The 18,274-nt window shown below is 72.8% G+C and carries 17 protein-coding genes; 7 read left to right on the top strand and 10 right to left on the bottom strand.

Features of this window, described 5'->3' with window-relative positions; all coding sequences use genetic code 11:
• Positions 1–20 precede the first annotated feature (20 nt).
• The 3 genes from AOK03_RS08225 to AOK03_RS08215 form a co-directional block, all read right to left on the bottom strand.
• Entirely contained in the window at positions 21–950 is a 930-nt protein-coding gene (locus tag AOK03_RS08225) for an ABC transporter permease (RefSeq protein WP_244177524.1), read from the bottom strand.
• Positions 947–3,610, bottom strand: coding sequence for an alpha/beta fold hydrolase (locus tag AOK03_RS08220; protein WP_055564513.1), 2,664 nt, complete (start codon positions 3,608–3,610; stop codon positions 947–949). Before AOK03_RS08220 ends, AOK03_RS08225 begins: the two co-directional genes overlap by 4 nt.
• 257 nt (positions 3,611–3,867) lie before the next feature.
• Complete coding sequence (locus tag AOK03_RS08215) at positions 3,868–4,251, bottom strand: hypothetical protein (protein ID WP_055564507.1); 384 nt, start codon at positions 4,249–4,251, stop codon at positions 3,868–3,870.
• Positions 4,252–4,408: 157 nt separating this feature from the next.
• On the opposite strand from AOK03_RS08215, the gene AOK03_RS08210 reads away from it, so the two are divergent.
• Together AOK03_RS08210 and AOK03_RS08205 are read left to right on the top strand one after the other, a co-directional pair.
• On the top strand, positions 4,409–5,668 hold the full coding sequence (locus tag AOK03_RS08210) for a sensor histidine kinase (RefSeq protein WP_055564506.1): 1,260 nt from the start codon (positions 4,409–4,411) through the stop codon (positions 5,666–5,668).
• Entirely contained in the window at positions 5,653–6,306 is a 654-nt protein-coding gene (locus AOK03_RS08205) for a response regulator transcription factor (RefSeq protein WP_055564505.1), read from the top strand. The genes AOK03_RS08210 and AOK03_RS08205 overlap by 16 nt, the downstream gene beginning before the upstream one ends.
• A 4-nt stretch (positions 6,307–6,310) precedes the next feature.
• Here AOK03_RS08205 and AOK03_RS08200 read toward each other — a convergent pair whose 3' ends face one another.
• From AOK03_RS08200 to iolC, 7 genes are all read right to left on the bottom strand, one after another.
• Positions 6,311–7,744 carry an APC family permease gene (locus AOK03_RS08200; protein ID WP_055564512.1) on the bottom strand — a complete coding sequence of 478 codons (1,434 nt, stop codon included), beginning with the start codon at positions 7,742–7,744 and terminating at the stop codon, positions 6,311–6,313.
• A gap of 406 nt (positions 7,745–8,150) precedes the next feature.
• On the bottom strand, positions 8,151–8,495 hold the full coding sequence (locus tag AOK03_RS08195; RefSeq protein ID WP_055564511.1) for a 5-carboxymethyl-2-hydroxymuconate Delta-isomerase: 345 nt from the start codon (positions 8,493–8,495) through the stop codon (positions 8,151–8,153).
• 105 nt (positions 8,496–8,600) lie between these two features.
• A complete protein-coding gene (gene mmsA, locus AOK03_RS08190; protein WP_055564504.1) occupies positions 8,601–10,103 on the bottom strand; it encodes a CoA-acylating methylmalonate-semialdehyde dehydrogenase in 1,503 nt (500 codons plus the stop codon).
• Positions 10,104–10,120: 17 nt separating this feature from the next.
• Complete coding sequence (gene iolD / locus AOK03_RS08185; protein ID WP_055564503.1) at positions 10,121–11,989, bottom strand: 3D-(3,5/4)-trihydroxycyclohexane-1,2-dione acylhydrolase (decyclizing); 1,869 nt, start codon at positions 11,987–11,989, stop codon at positions 10,121–10,123.
• Complete coding sequence (gene iolB, locus AOK03_RS08180; RefSeq protein ID WP_055564502.1) at positions 11,986–12,798, bottom strand: 5-deoxy-glucuronate isomerase; 813 nt, start codon at positions 12,796–12,798, stop codon at positions 11,986–11,988. The genes iolD and iolB overlap by 4 nt, the downstream gene beginning before the upstream one ends.
• A gap of 29 nt (positions 12,799–12,827) precedes the next feature.
• On the bottom strand, positions 12,828–13,697 hold the full coding sequence (locus AOK03_RS08175) for a Cgl0159 family (beta/alpha)8-fold protein (RefSeq protein WP_055564510.1): 870 nt from the start codon (positions 13,695–13,697) through the stop codon (positions 12,828–12,830).
• A 92-nt stretch (positions 13,698–13,789) separates the two neighbouring features.
• Positions 13,790–14,746 (bottom strand): 5-dehydro-2-deoxygluconokinase, encoded by a 957-nt coding sequence (gene iolC, locus AOK03_RS08170; RefSeq protein ID WP_279616310.1) that lies wholly within the window; start codon positions 14,744–14,746, stop codon positions 13,790–13,792.
• 137 nt (positions 14,747–14,883) lie between these two features.
• Between iolC and AOK03_RS08165 the strand changes: the two genes are divergently transcribed.
• The 5 genes from AOK03_RS08165 to AOK03_RS08145 all read left to right on the top strand — a co-directional run.
• Positions 14,884–15,783 carry a sugar phosphate isomerase/epimerase family protein gene (locus AOK03_RS08165; protein ID WP_055564501.1) on the top strand — a complete coding sequence of 300 codons (900 nt, stop codon included), beginning with the start codon at positions 14,884–14,886 and terminating at the stop codon, positions 15,781–15,783.
• Between the two features lie 143 nt (positions 15,784–15,926).
• Positions 15,927–16,787 carry a helix-turn-helix domain-containing protein gene (locus tag AOK03_RS08160; protein ID WP_055564508.1) on the top strand — a complete coding sequence of 287 codons (861 nt, stop codon included), beginning with the start codon at positions 15,927–15,929 and terminating at the stop codon, positions 16,785–16,787.
• Positions 16,788–17,248: 461 nt separating this feature from the next.
• Entirely contained in the window at positions 17,249–17,446 is a 198-nt protein-coding gene (locus AOK03_RS08155; RefSeq protein ID WP_055564500.1) for a MerR family transcriptional regulator, read from the top strand.
• A gap of 142 nt (positions 17,447–17,588) precedes the next feature.
• Positions 17,589–17,909, top strand: coding sequence for a heavy-metal-associated domain-containing protein (locus AOK03_RS08150; protein ID WP_055564499.1), 321 nt, complete (start codon positions 17,589–17,591; stop codon positions 17,907–17,909).
• Positions 17,910–18,027: 118 nt separating this feature from the next.
• On the top strand, positions 18,028–18,274 hold a 247-nt coding region (locus AOK03_RS08145), incomplete at its 3' end, for a cation transporter (protein ID WP_167355585.1).

Below are 18,274 nucleotides of genomic sequence, written 5' to 3'. Positions count from 1 at the left end.
TACGACACCACGTCCTTCCGCTACGACACCACGTCCTTCCGCGCGAACCCCCGGAACGCCAGCGCGAAGAGCACCAGCGCGTACGCCACCGAGATCGCCGATCCCTGGATCATGCCGCCCCACTCCGGCTGCGGCTGGATCGCGTCGGCCCAGGCGAACTGCCAGTGCGCGGGCAGGAAGTCCCGCCAGTCGCCGAGCGCGGTCACCGCGTCCAGGACGTTCCCGACGATGGTCAGGCCGACCGCGCCGCCGACCGCTCCGAGCGGGGCGTCGGTCTTGGTCGACAGCCAGAACGCGAGTCCCGCGGTGACCAGTTGGGACACGAGGATGTACGCGACGACGACGATCAGCCGCCGGGCGGCCGTGCCCGCGGGCAGCGTGCCGCCGGTCGGGATCTCCAGTGGCCCCCAGCCGTACGCCACCGCGCCGACCGCCAGCGCGACGAGCGGCAGCAGCACCATGGCGGCGGCGCTCATGCCGAGCGCGACGGCCATCTTGGACCAGAGCAGCCGGGCCCGCGGCACGGGCGCGGCGAGCAGATAGCGCAGCGAGGACCAGCTCGCCTCGGAGGCGACGGTGTCCCCGCAGAACAGTGCGACGGGGATGACGAGCAGGAAGCCCGCCGACACGAACAGGCAGGTCGCGGCGAAGTTCGTGGCCGAGCCCGTGGCCGTGTCCATCAGCGTCACGTCGCCGTTGCGGGAGCCCGGCGAGCCGCCCGCGACGGCGAACGCGATGACGAGCACGATCGGCAGGAGCGCCATGATGCCGCCCATCACGAGCGTGCGGCGGCGCTTCAGCTGGCGGACCGCCTCGACCCGCAGGGGCAGGGTCCGCCGCGCGCGGTAGCCGGGCGCGGTCGGGCGCTCCAGGGTGGGGGTGCCGGGGCCACCGGGTGTGCCGGGGCCACCGGGAGCACTGGGAGCGCCGGGGCCACTGGGTGCGCTCATGCGGTGGCGCCTCCGATCAGGGTGAGGAACGCGTCTTCGAGGCGGCGGTGCGGCCCCATGGACTCCACCGGCACGTCGAGGCGCACCAGTTCGGGCAGCAGGCGTACGGCGCTCGCGTGCTCGGTGCCGTCGAGCCGCACCAGGAGGCCGTCGTCCGCGCGGACCGCGGACGCGACGCCGGGCAGCGCGGCGACCTTGTCCACCAGTGGGTCGGGGATGTCGGTCGCGAGTCCCACGAGGAGCGTGTCCCCGGAGCCGACGATCTCGGCGACCGGGCCCGCCTGGACGAGCCGGCCGCGGTCCATGACGACCAGGTGCGTGCAGGACTGCTCGACCTCGGCGAGGAGGTGGCTGGAGACGATGACCGTGCGTCCGCCGCGCGCGTACCGGATCATGACCTCGCGCATCTCGCGGATCTGGGGCGGGTCGAGGCCGTTGGTCGGTTCGTCGAGGATCAGCAGGTCCGGCAGGCCGAGCATGGCCTGGGCGATGGCGAGGCGCTGCCGCATGCCCTGGGAGTAGGTCCGCACGGCGCGGGCGAGCGCGTCGCCGAGGCCCGCGATCTCCAGTGCCTCGTCCAGGTGGGCGTCCTCGGCGGGACGGCCCGTCGCCTTCCAGTACAGCTCCAGGTTCTCGCGGCCCGAGAGGTGCGGCAGGAATCCGGCGCCCTCGACGAACGCGCCGACCCTGGAGAGGACGGGCGCCCCGGGCCTGATGGCCTGTCCGAAGACGCGGATCTCGCCCGCGTCGGGGCGGATGAGGCCCATGAGCATGCGCAGCGTCGTCGTCTTGCCCGCGCCGTTCGGCCCCAGGAGGCCGAGGACCTGGCCCTTCTCCACGGTGAAGGAGACGTCACGGACGGCGTACCGGTCGGTGGACTTGGCGTAGCGCTTGCTCAAGTCGGTGATCCGGAGCGGGACTTCGGCGAGGGCCGGGTCGGGGGCGGGTGCGGTGGTGCGCCTGCGCGCGGTGCCGAGCAGGCCGAGGGCGAGCACGGCAGCGGCGGCGGGCAGCCACCACACCCAGGCGGGCAGCGGCGCGGCCGCGGTCTCCACGCCGGGTGCGGTCGGCACCTTCAGGTCGCCCTTGAGGGAGACGGTGTACTTGGCGGGCCGGTCCGGCGACGCGTAGCCGAGGTCGGTCGAGGAGAGGGCGAGGCGCAGGCGGTGGCCCTTCTGCACCTTGTGGTCGACGGCGGGCAGCCGCAGCTCGACGTCCTTGCCCTGCTTCGCGCCGGTCACGCGGACGGGCGAGACGAGCTGTGCGGGCAGGACCTGCTGCTTGCCGTCGGGCCCGACGTCGTACACCTTCGCGAACAGCACCGCGTCGTCGCGGGAGGACTTCACATGGGCGCGGACGGTGGGCGAGCCGGTGATCCGCAGGTCGTCGCGGACCGGCTCCGACTCGAACTTGGCGAACTGGCCGGGGAAGTCCACGGAGATGCCGACGCCGAGCGAGGCGAACTGGGAGAGGCGGCCGCCGCCGACGCCGGGGAGCCCGGAGATGGCGGGCGGGCCGGCGCCCGCCGGGTTGTCGAAGGTCTGCTCGCGGCCGCTCAGCGGCACCGCGCGCGTGCCGCTCGTCAGGCCCGGGTAGGCGTCGGCGCTCGCGCCGCGCTTGCGGGCCGCGCCGTCGGTGGAGTCGATCCCTCCGGTGCGGGTGACGCGGAACGCCGGACCCGTGTCGGCGCTCTCGTCGTCCTTGAGATAGCGGTCGAACCAGGCGCCGACGCGGCCCTCGATGCGGTCCCGCTCGCTGTCGCCGCCGTCGTGCCCGCCCGCGATCCAGTCGACGGAGACGGGCGCGCCGTTCGCGCGGACCGCCCTGGCGATGGCGTCGCCCTGGCCGAGCGGGAAGAGGGAGTCGGTCTGGCCCTGGGCGAGGAACGTCGGCACCTTGATGCGGTCGCCGACGGCGGCGGGGCTGCGCCCGGCGAGCAGCTCGCGCGCCTCGGCGTCCGGCTTGCCCGCCTCCGCGACCCGCTCGTACATGGCGCACAGCCGCTTCTCGAACCGGTCGCAGCCGCCACCGGTGTTGATGAAGAGACCGGCCCACAGCTTCTTGAAGACGCCGTCGGGGAACAGCGCGTCCGCGAGGTTCCAGTACGTGATCTGCGGGGCGATCGCGTCCACCCGCCCGTCGTACCCGGCGACGAGCAGGGACACCGCTCCCGCGTACGAGGCGCCGGTCATGCCCACGCGCGGGTCGCCGTCCTTGTCGAGCCGCACCTCGGGGCGGGTCGCCAGCCAGTCGATCAGCTTGGAGACGTCGGCGACCTCGCCCTTGGGGTCGTTGAGCCCGATCTTGCCGGTGGACTTCCCGAAGCCGCGCGCGGACCAGGTCAGGACCGCGTACCCGTCCTCGGCCAGCTTCTCGGCCTGCTTGCGGACGTCCGCCTTGCTGCCGCCGAAGCCGTGCCCGATGAGGACGGCGGGGCGCTTGGTGTCCGGGTCACCGGCCGTGAAGTACGAGGTGTCGATGCGCGCGCCGCCGGTGTCGACCATGCGGTCCGTCCGGCGCACGGCGGGGCCGTCGTCCTCCGAGGCGACCGCCGACCAGGTGCCCACACCGGCGAGCACCGCGACGGCGGCCGCGGCGGCGATCAGCCTGCGCGGACCGCGTGGCACGGAGAACCTGGGCCTGGGCAGTCGTAGATCCATGTCGTCAAAGGTACGGGCGCCGACCGACAACGGGGGCAGCCGCCGGTCTGAACCCGCATGCCTCCCCGGGGAGTAGACTCCGCGCCCCGCATACGACGACCGTGGTACGCATGGAGATCCGCCGCGCCACGACCGTCGCCGAAATCACCGCCGCCGAGCACCTCTTCGACGGTCCGCCGCGGTGCGGGCCGTGCTGGTCCACGCGCTGGCGACGTACCGCGGCGCGGGCGGTTCGGACGACGGCCGGTTCGCGTCGGTCAGCTGGGATCTGCGCGCGGCGCCGCGGTCCGGGTGAGGAACGCGACGCGGATGACGGGGAGCATGCAGACGATCTGCGTCGCCGTGTACCAGGGCGGGCAGACGCCCGGGATCAGGTCGACGGCGACGATGGCGACCGGCATGACGACGGCGAGGGTGCGCACGCGCTCGGAGGCCCGTCGGCTGCCGCGGGCGGCGGCGACGGCCATGCGGTGCATCAGCACGGCGACCACGGGCAGCAGGACCGCGCGGACCCACATGAACGTGTTCACCGTGTGCCCGGCGCTCGCGACCGCGACGACCGCCACGAGGGCGCAGGCGCTGAGCACGACGTAGGCCTTGATGCTCTTCTCGGACCTGCTGAAAGCTGTTCGGGTTTCCATGCCGTCGACGCTATGGAGGGACGGCCGGGGCCGGTATGCGGCTGGACGTACACAAGGGTGGGCCCAGACCCACTCCCCTGCGGGCCGGGGCTGCGGCAGGGTTCGTGCGGTGCAGGGTTGGGGCACGGAGCGAGGCGCGACCGGCGGAGGAAGAGGCATGCGGCAGCTGGGTTCTTGGGTGGAGCGCGTCGGCACGGGGTTCGTGCGGGCGTGTGTCGTGGCGGTCGTCGGCATGCTGATCCCCGCCGTGTGGGCCGCGGCCGTGGCGCTCGGGATCCGGTGGGGTCCCGGCAACCCGTGGTCGTGGCTCGCGCCGCTCGTGCTGGTGTGCGTGGGCACGCTCGGGCTCGCCAGGCCCGTGTGCCGGACGGTGCGCCGTGTCGTCGAGCGCTGGACGGGCACCGTGATCCCCGACGGGTACCGGCAGGCCGGCCCGGTGACGCGGATGTCCACCGGGTACTGGTGGAACGGCTTCGGATACGAGCGCACCAGCCGCGACGCGCTCCTCGACCAGAAGTGGCGGGTCCGGTGGGGCGACCCCGCCAACTGGCGCGATCTGCGCTTCACCGCGGTCGTGCCGTTCACCGCGGGCCCGGTCGCCTGCCTGCCGCCGGCGGGGGCGGTCGCGGCGGTCGCCGGGCTTCTTCAACCGGGGCTCGCCCCGCGCCTGACGGGGGTGCTCGGCGCGGTGGTGGCCGTCGGCTGCGCGCCGTACGCCTGGCGGGCGTTGGAGCCGGTGGCGGTACGTTTCCTGCGTCCGTCGCCCTCGATGGCGCTGGCCGACCGGGTGGACGAGCTGACCGCCCAGCGCGCGGACGCGACGGTCGCGCAGGCCGCCGAGATCCGCCGCATCGAACGCGACCTGCACGACGGGGCCCAGGCCCGCCTGGTGGGTCTCGGGCTCTCCCTCGCGACCGCAGAGAAGCTGCTGGCGTCCGACCCCGAACGGGCCCGGACGCTGATGCGGGAGGCGCGGGCCGGCGCGGCCGCCTCGCTGGCCGAACTCCGCGAGCTGGTCCAGGGGATCAGTCCGCCGGTCCTCACCGAGCGGGGCCTCGTCGACGCCGTCCGCGCGCTCGCCCTGGACGTCCCGCTCGACGTGGGCGTCGCCGCCGACGACGGGCTGCGCCTGGACCCGCCGGTCGAGGCCGCCCTCTACTTCGGCGTCTCCGAGCTGCTCACCAACACGGTCCGGCACGCCCGCGCCTCCCGGGCGCACGTCCGCCTCCACCACGACGGCGTCGGTATCGTCGTCGAGGTCGAGGACGACGGCCGGGGCGGGGCCGGGGCGCGGGACGGCGGCGGGCTCGCGGGCCTGCGCCGCAGGATCGCGGTCTTCGACGGGACGGTGGAGATCACGAGCCCGGCGGGCGGCCCGACGCGTGTGAGGATGGCGGTGCCATGCGAATCGTCGTAGCCGAAGACCTCTACCTCCTGCGCGACGGGATGGTCCGCCTGATCGAGGCGTGCGGGCACGAGGTGGTGGCGACCGCCGCGACCGGGCCCGAGACGCTCGACGTGCTGCGGACGTGGCGCCCCGACGTGTCCGTCATCGATGTGCGGATGCCGCCGACCCAGTCGGACGAGGGGCTGCGCGCGGCCCTCGCCGCCCGCAGCGAGATGCCCGGCCTGCCGGTCCTCGTGCTCTCCCAGCACGTCGAGCAGTTGTACGCCAGGGAGCTCCTGGCCGACGGGGCGGGCTCCGTCGGCTACCTCCTGAAGGAGAGCGTGTTCGACGCCGACCAGTTCATCGGCGCCCTGGAGCGCGTCGCGGGCGGCGGGACCGCCATGGATCCGGCCGTCATCGCGAAGCTGCTGTCCGTGGGTTCCCCGGAGCGGGGGCTCGACCGGCTCACCGAGCGCGAGCGGTCCGTGCTCGCCCTGATGGCCGAGGGACTGTCCAACCAGGCCATCGGCCGCCGCCTGTTCCTCAGCGAGAGCGCGATCAGCAAGTACACGACCTCGACGTTCGGCAAGCTGGGCATCGGCGATGACGACGACGGCAACCGCCGTGTCCTGGCCGTCCTCGCCTACCTGAACGCGACCGCCGCCTGAGGGGTCAGGAATCCTCCGGCACGCTCACCAGCCACCGCGTCTCGCGCCGCGGCCGCAGGTACAGCGCCCAGTACAGGGTCGCCACGACGACGATCCCGCCGGTCCAGCCGAGGTAGGGCAGCTCCTGCTGGCTGAGGATGTAGGCGAGCACCGCGATCAGCACCACCGGCACCGCGGGCCACAGCGGCATCCGCCAGGCCGCCGTGGTCCTGTGGGAGCCCCGGCGGGCCAGCAGGGCGGCGACCGCCACCAGCAGGTACATGCCGGTCACGGAGACGCCGGTGACGCCGTACAGCGTGTCCAGGTTGACGAAGCACAGGAGCGCGCCGGGCACGCCCACCAGGAGCGTGGCCACCCAGGGGGCGCCGGACGCGCCGAGCTTCGACAGGGCGTTGTTGACCGGGGCGGGCCAGGCCTTGTCGCGGGCGGAGGCGAACAGGACGCGGGAGTTCTGGATGACCATCACGATGCCCGCGTTGATGATCGCGAGGGCCACGCAGAGGCTGACGAAGGTGCCGACCGCGGAGCTCGACCAGGCCGTCACCATGGCGCTGATGTCGCCCTCGGTCAAGGCGGTCAGGCTCTCGGCGCCCATGGTGATCGCGACGACCGGCACCAGGATGATCACGGAGGAGATGGCGAGGGTGGCGAGGACGGTGCGCGCGACGTTGCGGCGCGGGTTCTCCATCTCCTCGGAGAGGTAGACCGCCGTGGAGAAGCCCTGGGTGACGAAGAGGGCGATGGCGAGGCCGGAGACGATCAGCATCGCCGTGACGCCGTCGACGCCGCCGGGCCCCGAGCCGGAGCCGGACGCCACCGTCAGGTCGACCAGGCTGGCAGGGCCCCGCTCGGCGTGCGCGAAGCCGAGGACCGCCACGACCCCCGCCGCCACGACCTCCAGGACCAGGAAGATGCCGGTGATCCACGCGTTGGCACGCAGGTCGAGCAGACCGGCGAGGGTGGCGCAGATCATCACGCCCGCGCCCGCGTAGGACGGGTCGAGGTGCATGACCGGCGCCAGATAGTCGGCCGTGCCCATGGCGATCACGGGCGGCACGATCATCACGACCAGCAGGGACAGCACGAAGACCAGCCAGCCCGCCAGGCGTCCCGCCATCGTCGAGACCATCGCGTACTCGCCGCCCGCGCTGGGGATGAGCGTGCCGAGCTCCGAGTAGCAGAACGCGACGCCCACGCAGAGCAGCGAGCCGATCGCGATGGTGAGCGCGGTGGCGGTGCCGAGGGAGGAGAAGAGGTCGGGGACGACGACGAAGAGGGTGGAGGCGGGCGTCACGCACGACAGCGTGAGCAGGGTGCCGCCGACGACGCCGATGGAACGCTTGAGCTTCTGTGGATCGCCCGGGACGGCTGTGACCGTGGGCGCCTCGGAAGGTGCCCCGGTGGTGGCGGACTGGTGCGGGCGAAGCGTATCGGTCATGAAGCGCGGTCCGATCGACTCGTACGGCAGGAGGTGCGGCGGGAGCGCTATCGCCTCCGAAGGCAATTGAGCTGCGTGTTTCTGTGGCTCCCGGCGCGTCATCGAACCCCGGCGGCAACCGGAACGTCAACGGTCATTTACCTACGGAATCCGCAGCCCCGTCCCGCCCCAAGTCGCCTCGCTTTCCCAAGAGTTTGCCCACAGGGACCGCAATGAACATGCCGCCGCGGGATATGACCTTGACATTGCAGGCAGATGAACGAGAAAGGCTTAGCTGCCCGAATTGCACCCTGTGCACGGGAACCGCAAGAGCGGCGTCAAAAAAGAATCAGGGCCGTCCGGAGTTCGGACGGCCCTGCTGCACACTCGGTCACGAGCGCACTGCGCTCAGTGCGGCGCACCGCGCTCAGTGCGTCGGGTCCAGTCGGTACGAAGGATCGAGGTCGCGGATCTCCACCGAGCACGTCGCGCCCTCGACCCCCGACAGATGCTTGCCGAGCAGTGCCAGCACGTCCTCGGAGAGGGCCGCCTTCACCCCGTGGGCGCGCCCCGCCAGCAGGCCCACACGGACGTGCACGAAGGCCGCGCCCGGCCTGCCGTCCACGAAGGCCGCCGAGGGCCGGCAGAACGTCTTGCCGACCCCGACCGAGTCCACCCGCTCCACGACCAGCGGATGCAGCTCCGCCACGAGGGCGGGCAGATCCAGGACGCCGGACAGGGTGTCGGCGTAGTCGATGTCGATGTGCGGCATGCTCACGGCCTTTCATGTAGTGCACACACATCGTAGAACGGTGAACCAACGGCGAAGCCCCCGGCCGGGGCGGCCGGGGACTTCGGGAGCCGGTGAGGGGGCGGCTCAGTGGTTGCGCGGGAACCCGAGGTCCACGCCGGACGGCGCGTCCGAGGGGTCGGGCCAGCGCGTCGTGACGACCTTGCCGCGCGTGTAGAAGTGCGTGCCGTCGTTGCCGTAGATGTGGTGGTCGCCGAAGAGCGAGTCCTTCCAGCCGCCGAAGGAGTGGTAGCCCACCGGCACCGGGATCGGCACGTTCACGCCGACCATGCCCGCCTCGATCTCCAGCTGGAAGCGGCGGGCCGCGCCGCCGTCCCGGGTGAAGATCGCGGTGCCGTTGCCGAACGGCGAGGCGTTCATGAGGGCCACGCCCTCCTCGTACGTGTCGACGCGCAGCACGCACAGGACCGGGCCGAAGATCTCGTCCCGGTAGGCCTTGGCGGTCGTCGGCACGCGGTCGAGCAGCGAGAGGCCGATCCAGTGGCCGTCCTCATGGCCCTCGACCGTGTGACCGGTGCCGTCGAGCACGACCTCGCAGCCCTCGGCCGCGGCGCCCGTGACGTACGAGGCGACCTTGTCGCGGTGGGCGGCCGTGATGAGCGGGCCCATCTCCGACGTCGGGTCGGTGCCGGGACCGATCTTGATCTTCTCGGCGCGCTCCTTGATCTTGCCCACCAGCTCGTCGGCGACCGCACCGACCGCGACGACCGCCGAGATCGCCATGCAGCGCTCGCCCGCCGAGCCGTACGCGGCCGAGACCGCGGCGTCGGCGGCCGCGTCCAGGTCGGCGTCCGGCAGCACCAGCATGTGGTTCTTGGCGCCGCCGAGGGCCTGCACGCGCTTGCCGTTGGCGGAGGCGGTGGTGTGGATGTAGCGGGCGATGGGGGTGGAGCCCACGAAGGAGACAGCCGCGACGTCCGGGTGCTCCAGCAGCGCGTCCACGGCGACCTTGTCACCGTGCACGACGTTGAAGACGCCGTCGGGCAGACCGGCCTCGCTCAGCAGCTCGGCGATCTTCATCGACGCCGACGGGTCCTTCTCCGACGGCTTCAGCACGAAGGTGTTGCCGCAGGCGATGGCCAGCGGGAACATCCACATCGGCACCATCGCCGGGAAGTTGAACGGCGTGATGCCCGCGACGACACCGAGCGGCTGGCGGATGGACGACACGTCCACGCGCGAGGCCACCTCCGTCGACAGCTCGCCCTTCAGCTGCACCGTGATGCCGCAGGCCAGGTCGACGATCTCCAGACCGCGGGCGACCTCGCCGAGCGCGTCCGAGTGCACCTTGCCGTGCTCGGCGACGATCAGCTCGGCGATGGCGTCGCGGTTCGCGTCGAGCAGCGCGCGGAACTTGAAGAGGATCGCGGTGCGCTTGGCGAGCGAGGACGTGCCCCAGGTCGCGAAGGCCTCGCGGGCGGCGGCGACGGCCGCGTCGACCTCGCCCGCGTTCGCGAAGGCGACCTGCGTCGTGACGGCGCCGGTCGCCGGATCGGTGACCGGGCCGTACGTTCCGGACGCGCCCTCGACGGCCTTTCCACCGATCCAGTGGTTGACGGTCTTCGTCATGACAAGCATCCCTACTCTCACAGGTGGCGGCGTCGGGCAGTGACGTGCCGGTCGTACTCTTCCCTGGCCTCGACCGCGGACACCCGGGTCGCCGTCTCGGCCACGGGCACATCCCACCACGCCTGTGCCGGGGGCGGGCCCGACACTGTGTCTGCCGTTTCCGTCTCCACATAGACACATGTGGGACGGTCTGCGTCGCGCGCCTCGCGCAGCGCCTCGCGCAGGTCACGGATGGTCTTGGCGCGCAGCACCCGCATCCCGAGCGAGGCCGCGTTCGCCGCGAGATCCACGGGCAGCGGGCCCTCGGTGTACGACCCGTCGGGCGCCCGGAAGCGGTACGCGGTGCCGAACCGTTCGCCGCCCACGGACTCCGAGAGGCCGCCGATGGAGGCGTACCCGTGGTTCTGCAGGATCACGACCTTGACGGGCAGGTCCTCCTGGACGGCGGTGACGATCTCCGTCGGGTTCATCAGGTACGTGCCGTCGCCGACCAGCGCCCACACGGGCCGCTCCGGCGCGGCCAGCGCGACGCCGATGGCCGCGGGGATCTCGTAGCCCATGCAGGAGTATCCGTACTCGACGTGGTACTGCCGCGGCGACCGGGCCCGCCACAGTTTGTGCAGGTCGCCGGGGAGCGAACCGGCGGCATTGATGAGCACGTCGTCGTCCGTCACCAGCTCGTCGAGCACGCCGAGGACCTGGGTCTGCGTCGGGCGCACATCCGGCTCGTCCGCCGCGAACGCGGCGTCGACGCGCTGCTCCCAGCGCTCCTTGTCGTCCCCGTACTCGACGGCGTAGGCGGGCTCGACGCGGTGGCCGCGCAGCGCCTGCGTGAGCGCTTCGAGCCCGGTGCGCGCGTCGGCGACGAGGGTGGCGCCCGCCATCTTGTGGCCGTCGAAGGGCGCGATGTTGAGGTTGAGGAAGCGCACGCCCGCCGCCTCGAACAGGGTGCCGGAGGCGGTGGTGAAGTCGCTGTAGCGGGTACCGACGCCGATCACGAGGTCGGCGGTGCGGGCCAGTTCGTCGGCGGTGGCGGTGCCGGTGTGCCCGATGCCTCCGACGTCCGCCGGGTGGTCGTGGCGCAGCGAGCCCTTGCCCGCCTGGGTGGAGGCGACGGGGATGCGGGTCGCGTCCACGAACTCCCGCAGCGCGTCCTCGGCGGCGCTGTGGTGGACGCCGCCGCCCGCGACGACGAGGGGGCGCCTGGCTTCGCGCACCGCGTCCGCGGCGGCGGCCAGTTCGCGCGGATCGGGGGCGGGCCTGCGCACGGTCCACGTCCGCTCCGCGAAGAACTCCGCCGGCCAGTCGTACGCCTCCGCCTGCACGTCCTGCGGCAGGGCCAGCGTGACCGCACCGGTCTCCACCGGGTCGGTGAGCACCCGCATCGCGGCGAGCGCGGCGGGGATCAGCGCCTCGGGGCGGGTGACACGGTCGAAGTACTTCGACACCGGACGCAGGCAGTCGTTGACGGACACGTCGCCCGCGTAAGGGACTTCGAGCTGCTGGAGGACGGGGTCGGCGGGCCGGGTCGCGAAGGTGTCGCCGGGCAGCAGCAGGACGGGCAGCCGGTTGACGGTGGCGAGCGCGGCGCCGGTGACGAGGTTGGTGGCGCCGGGGCCGATGGAGGTGGTGACGGCGTGGGTGGCGAGGCGGCCGCACTGCCGGGCGTATCCGACGGCGGCGTGCACCATGGCCTGTTCGTTCCGCCCCTGGTGGAAGGGCATCTCATCGGCGTACTCCACGAGGGCCTGCCCGACCCCGGCCACATTGCCGTGTCCGAAGATGCCCCAGGTCGCGCCGATCAGCCGCTGCCGTGTGCCGTCCCGCTCGGTGTACTGCCGCGCCAGGAAACGGACAAGGGCCTGGGCCGTGGTGAGCCGGGTCATCGGTATCCCTCCGTGTGGTCGGGGTGGAAGCAGATCCGCCACTCCCTCTCCTGACCGGGTCCTGCCATCACATTCAGGTAGTACATCGCGTGCCCGGGCTGGGCGATGGACGGGCCGTGCCAGCCGTCGGGCACCAGCACGGCGTCACCGGTGCGGACCTCGGCGAGGACGTCGGTGCCGCCCTCCCTGGACGGGAACACCCGTTGGTACCCGAAGCCTTCTCGGCCGCCGGGCGCCTCGATCTCGAAGTAGTAGATCTCCTCCAGCTCCGCCTCGATGCCCGGGCGGTGCTCGTCGTGCTTGTGCGGCGGGTACGAGGACCAGTTGCCGCCGGGCGTGATCACCTCGACGGCGATGAGCCGGTCGCAGTCGAAGGCGTCCGCCGACGCGAAGTTGCGCACCTCGCGGGCGCAGCCGCCGCTGCCGCGGTCCTCGACTGGTACCTCCGGCGCGGAGCCGTAGCGGGCGGGGAGTCGACGCTCGCACTTCGCTCCTGCCAGGGCGAAGCGGCCTCCCGCGCCGGAGGCGATCTGGATCCGGGCGTCACGCGGCACGTAAGCGAAGTCGGAGACTCCGCTGAACACGCTGTCGCGGCCCAGCAGTTCGATGATCCCGTCTGCTGTCTGCACCGTACAGCCGCCGGTCAGCGGGAGCACGATCCATTCACTCTCCCCGGTGGTGAAGGAGTGCTGCCCGCCCGGTTCGATCTCCACGACGCGCAGCTGCGAGTAGGTCCAACCGGCCCGTTTCGGATCGATGGAGAGGGCGTACGGACCGTCGGCCGCACTCCCTTTCGGTACGTACGTCATGTGGGCCTCCCGGGCCTGGTCCGCCTCGCCTACAACAGTCCTACGGCGGTGTCGACCGCCCCCGCCACGTCCCCGTCGGGCGGGTACAGCAGCGCCCGGCCCACGACGAGCCCCTGCACGGTGGGCAGTTGCAGGGCGCCGCGCCACTTCTCGTACGCCGCCTCCTGATCGCCCCCGGTGTCGCCGCCCAGCAGAACGGCGGGCAGCGTCGAGGTCTCCATGACGCGGGCCATGTCGTCGGGGTTCTCGGTGACGGGGACCTTCAGCCAGGTGTACGCGGAGGTGCCGGCGAGCCCGGAGGCGATGGCGATGGAGCGGGTGACGGCCTCGGCGCCCAGGTCGTTGCGGGGCGGCCCGGTGCCGTCGCGGGCGGTGAGGAACGGCTCGACGAAGACCGGCAGCCGCCGCTCGGCCATGGCGTCGACGACGCGGGCGGCGGAGTGCAGGGTCCGCAGCGACCCGGGGTCCTCGTAGTCGACGCGCAGCAGCAGCTTGCCCGCGTCGAAGCCGAGCCGCTCGATGTCCTCGGGCCGGTACCCGGTGAACCGGTCGTCCAGCTCGAAGGCGGCGCCCGCGAGCCCGCCGCGGTTCATCGACCCCATGACGACCTTGCCGTCGAGGGCGCCGAGGAGCAGCAGGTCGTCAAGGACATCGGCGCTGGCGAGCACCCCGTCGACACCGGGCCGCGACAGCGCGAGACAGAGCCGCTCCAGCAGGTCCCCGCGGTTGGCCATGGCAAGCGGCGCCCCACCGACGCCGAGGGACCCCCGGGCCGGATGATCGGCAGCAACGATCATGAGCCGCCCCCGCTCCCCGACCAGTTCCCGCCGCACCCGCCGGGCAGCGGCTTCGGCAATGGCTTCGGGATGCCGGACCCGGATCCGGGCGAGCGCACCGATGTCGACGGGAGTGAATTCCAGCCCCTCCGGCGTTTGAGGAGCGGGGTCCGGGGCGGAGCCCCGTGCACGCCCACCCCGGGCGGCGCCCGGACTCATGTGACCGCCCCCCGCTCCACCGCCAGGGCGACCTCGCCAGAAAACGGCATGGCGGAAGAACACTCCAGCCGCGAGGTGACGATCGCCCCCGCCGCATTGGCGTACCGCATGATCCGTTCGAGGTCCCAGCCCGCGAGCAGCCCGTGGCAGAGCGCCCCGCCGAACGCGTCGCCCGCGCCGAGACCGTTGAGTACCTTGACCGGCAGGGGCGGGACCTGCGCCGACTCCCCCGCCCGGTTCATGGCGAGCACTCCTTCGGGGCCCTGTTTGACGACGGCCAGTTCGACACCCGCGTCGAGCAACGCCCGCGCCGCCGCGCGGGGTTCACGGATCCCCGTCGCGATCTCCACCTCGTCGAGGTTGCCGACGGCGACGGTGGCGTGCGCGAGGGCCGCCTCGTAGCGGGGCCGGGCCTCACCCGGGTCGCCCCAGAACATCGGCCGCCAGTCCAGGTCGAAGACGGTGATCCCGCTCCGCGCCCGGTGGGCGAGCGCCGCCAGCGTCGCCGAGCGGCTGGGCTCCGCGCACAGCCCCGTGCCCGTCATCCAGAAGATCCGCGCCGCGGCGACGGCGTCGAGGTCGAGCTCGCTCTCGTACATCTCCAGGTCGGGCGCCTTCGGCAGCCGGTAGAAGTACAGCGGGAAGTCGTCCGGCGGGAAGATCTCGCAGAACGTCACCGGCGTCGGCAGGCCCGCGACCGGGCTCACCCAGCGGTCGTCGACGCCGAAGTCCCGCAGCGCTGTGTGCAGGTACTCCCCGAAGGGGTCCTCACCGGTACGGGTGATGACGGCGACGCGGCGGCCGAGGCGGGCCGCGGCGACCGCGACGTTGCTGGCCGAGCCGCCGAGGAACTTCCCGAACGCGGTCACCTCGGCGAGCGACACCCCGGTCTGCAGGGGATACAGGTCCACCCCGATCCGGCCCATCGTGATGACGTCGTACGGATCACTCACCCTGTGCGTCCCTTCGCCGGGCCCGACGCTCGTGTGCCCCCAGGTCTAATCCCGCCCCAGGAACCCTGTCAACATTTTGTCCTTACATTCGGACCACTGCTTGACACTCTTCCGAACCGGCCTGGACGCTGGCGGGCATGACGACGCTGTCTCGTATCCGGATCGGTTCGGCGCCCGACTCGTGGGGCGTGTGGTTTCCCGAGGACCCGCGGCAGGTGCCGTGGCGCCGCTTCCTCGACGAGGTCGCGGAGTCCGGGTACGAGTGGATCGAGCTCGGCCCGTACGGCTATCTGCCCACCGACCCGGCCGAGCTGGCCGCGGAGACGGCCCGCCGCGGCCTCAAGGTGTCCGCGGGCACGGTCTTCACGGGGCTGCACCACGGACCCGCCGTCTGGGAGAAGACCTGGGCGCACGTGGCGGACAACGCGGCGCTCGCGCAGGCCATGGGGGCCGAGCACCTCGTCGTCATCCCCTCCTTCTGGCGCGACGACAAGACCGGCGAGGTCCTGGAGGAGCGCGTCCTCACGCCCGCACAATGGCGCGAACTGACCACCCAGACCGAGCGCCTGGCCCACGAGGTCCGCGAGCGGTACGGCCTGCGCGTCGTGGTCCACCCGCACGCGGACACGCACATCGACAGCGAGGAGAACGTCACCCGTTTCCTCGACGCCACCGACCCGGACCTCGTCTCGCTCTGCCTGGACACGGGCCACTACGCCTACTGCGGCGGCGACAGCGTCAAGCTCATCGAGACGTACGGCGAACGCATCGGCTATCTGCACCTCAAGCAGGTCGACCCGGCGATCCTCGCCGAGGTGCGGGCCGACGAGGTGCCGTTCGGGCCCGCGGTGGCCCGCGGGGTGATGTGCGAGCCGCCCGCCGGGGTGCCCGCCCTGGAGCCCGTGCTCGCGGCGGCCCAGCGGCTGGGGGTCGAGCTCTTCGCGATCGTGGAGCAGGACATGTATCCGTGTGACCCCGGCAAGCCCCTGCCGATCGCCCGCCGCACCCGCTCCTTCCTGCGGTCGTGCGGCGCGTAGTCCCGACAACCCCGGGAGCTCCCGGAGCCCCTGGCGCCCCCGCGGTCCTCCGGGCGGCCGACGGGCGCTGGGAGGTCGCCCTCGCCCGCCCGCACCCCCGGCTGCGGCCGGGCGTGATCAGTTACCGCGGGGTGCGGTTCGCGATGCCGGGACCGCGCCGCCGCCTGGAGGTGCCGATCGGCGCGGTGACCCTGCTGCTCGGCTTCGAGCGGCCCCTGCGGATCTCCGGCCTCGCCGATCCGGGCCGCACGGGCCCCGCCCGCCCCCCGGTCTCGCTCGTGTCCGTGCTGTCCGGGCTGGGCACGACCCCGGTGGTCGGCGAGCACGACGGGCGCCTCGCGGGCATCGAGGTGCTGCTCGCGCCGTGGAGCGCCTTCACGCTGTTCGGCACCGCGCTGCACGAACTGGCCGACCGCACCCTCGACCCCGACGCGCTCGGCGTGCGGCCGGGCCCCGACCGCTGGCGCAGCGTCGCCGAACTGGCCGCCGCGCTGGGCGTCCTGCCGTCGTGGCGGGCGCGGTTCGCCCTGCTCGACGACGCCTTCGCCCGCTGGGCCGAGGCGGGACCGCCGTCCTCGGCGCGGACCGTGCGGGCCTGGAGCGAGCTCGTACGCTCCGGGGGCACCGTGCCCGTCGGGCAGCTCGCCGAGGAAGTCGGCTGGAGCGTGCGGCAGTTGGAGTACCGGTTCCGGGAACAGATCGGCATCGGGCCCAAGGCCGCGGGGCGGGTGCTGCGGCTGCAGCGGGCCCGCGCGATGCTCGCGGCCGGGCACGGCCAGGCGCAGACGGCCGCGGTCTGCGGCTACTACGACCAGGCGCACCTGAGCGGCGAGTTCAAGGCGATGACGGGGTGCACGCCACGGGAGTTCACCGCGGCGCGGCGGGCGGTGCCGGTGCCGAGGAGCGGGCCGCCGTCGGCCGACCGGCTGACCGGCGAGCCCACGAGCCTGGTGCTCGCGGCGGGGCCGGGTGCGCTTTTCTCCAAGACCGGCGGGCGGCGCTGACGGCACGCTGTGGCCCTCAGCCATCGGAAGCGGGGATCCCCGCCCGCCTCCTGTGCCGGGAGCCAGGAGGAAGTGCGGGGAAGCCGGTGGGCCGGGCCTGGCGCAGCAGGCCCGGCCCACCTCGGCGCACTCGGCCCGGCACGGCCGCCGCACCCCCGGGCCCGCCCTCTCCGGACCCCGCGGTCACTCCCTGTTGGCCCCGCCGCCACGGCCCCACTCGCGCGCCTCGTGCGCGCCGGTGCACCGCGCCCTCCGCGTGCGTCTCTTCTGTCACAAACACTCCCTTCCTGTCACACATGTCTCACGTACGCGGGTCTTGCGTCACAGGGGGTCTACAGCCACTTCCCAGTGGTCACTCTGCGTCGTTCACCGGGCACAGGCTGAGTGATCGCCGCGCGCCGCGCCCAGCTCCCCCGTCGGCCTTTCGGGCCGCCCTGGGCGCGCGCAGGGAGGTGCCACTGATGACCGACCGCAGGCTCTGGTCGTACAAGGAGATCGCCGCGCACATCCGTGTGCAGCCCGACACGGTCCGCTCGTACCGCAAGCACGGACTGCTGCCGGACCCCGACCACGTGGAGGGCGGCAAGCCCTACTGGTACGCGGACACCGTCCGCGCCTGGGTGGCGGCCCGGCCGGGGAACCGGGGCCGCAGGGACTGACGGCACGGCCCCGCCACGGCCCCACCTCGTTGAGAAATACCCCCTAGGGGTATAGTCTCGAGTGCGTCAGGAGGTCGCCGGTGCTCCGGGGCCCTCCCCCGCACGCTACGCCGCATACGTACACACCCCCGAGGAGAACGACATGAGCGCCCAGACCGAGCTCCCGCAGGCCGCGTCCGAGACCGCCGGGTCCTGCTGCTCCCCCAGCGGTTCCTGCCACTCCGACGCCGCCGACGCTCCCCAGGGCGCCGTCACCACGGTGTACGAGGTGACGGGCATGACCTGTGGGCACTGCGAGGGCGCCGTGTCCGAGGAGATCTCGGAGATCGCGGGCGTCGCCTCCGTCAAGGCCGTCGCCGCCACGGGTCTGGTCACCGTGGTCTCCGAGGCTCCGCTGGACGAGGCCGCGGTGCGCGCCGCCGTCGACGAGGCGGGCTACGAGCTCGCCGGCGTCAAGGCCTGACCCACGGGCCGCGGTGTCCGACCGGCGGCCTGCCGGGTACCCCGGGCCCTGTGGTGTCGCCACCGACACCACAGGGCCCGTCGCCGTCCCACGATCCCGGAAGTAGTACGAAAGAGTCATGACCGAAGTCGAACTCGCCGTCGGCGGAATGACCTGCGCCTCCTGCTCCTCGCGCATCGAGAAGAAGCTCAACCGCATGGAGGGCGTGACCGCCACGGTCAATCTCGCCACGGAGAAGGCGAAGGTCTCGTTCGGCGAGACCGAGGCGGGCGCGGCGGTGGCGGTCGCCCAGCTGATCGCGCTGGTCGAGAAGCTGGGCTACACGGCCGAGGAGATCGTGCCGCCCCCGCCGGAGCCCCTGGAAC

This window comes from Streptomyces atriruber, assembly GCF_001418325.1.
Taxonomy (GTDB): Bacteria; Actinomycetota; Actinomycetes; order Streptomycetales; family Streptomycetaceae; genus Streptomyces; species Streptomyces atriruber.
This window is presented reverse-complemented; position numbering and strand designations above follow the sequence as displayed.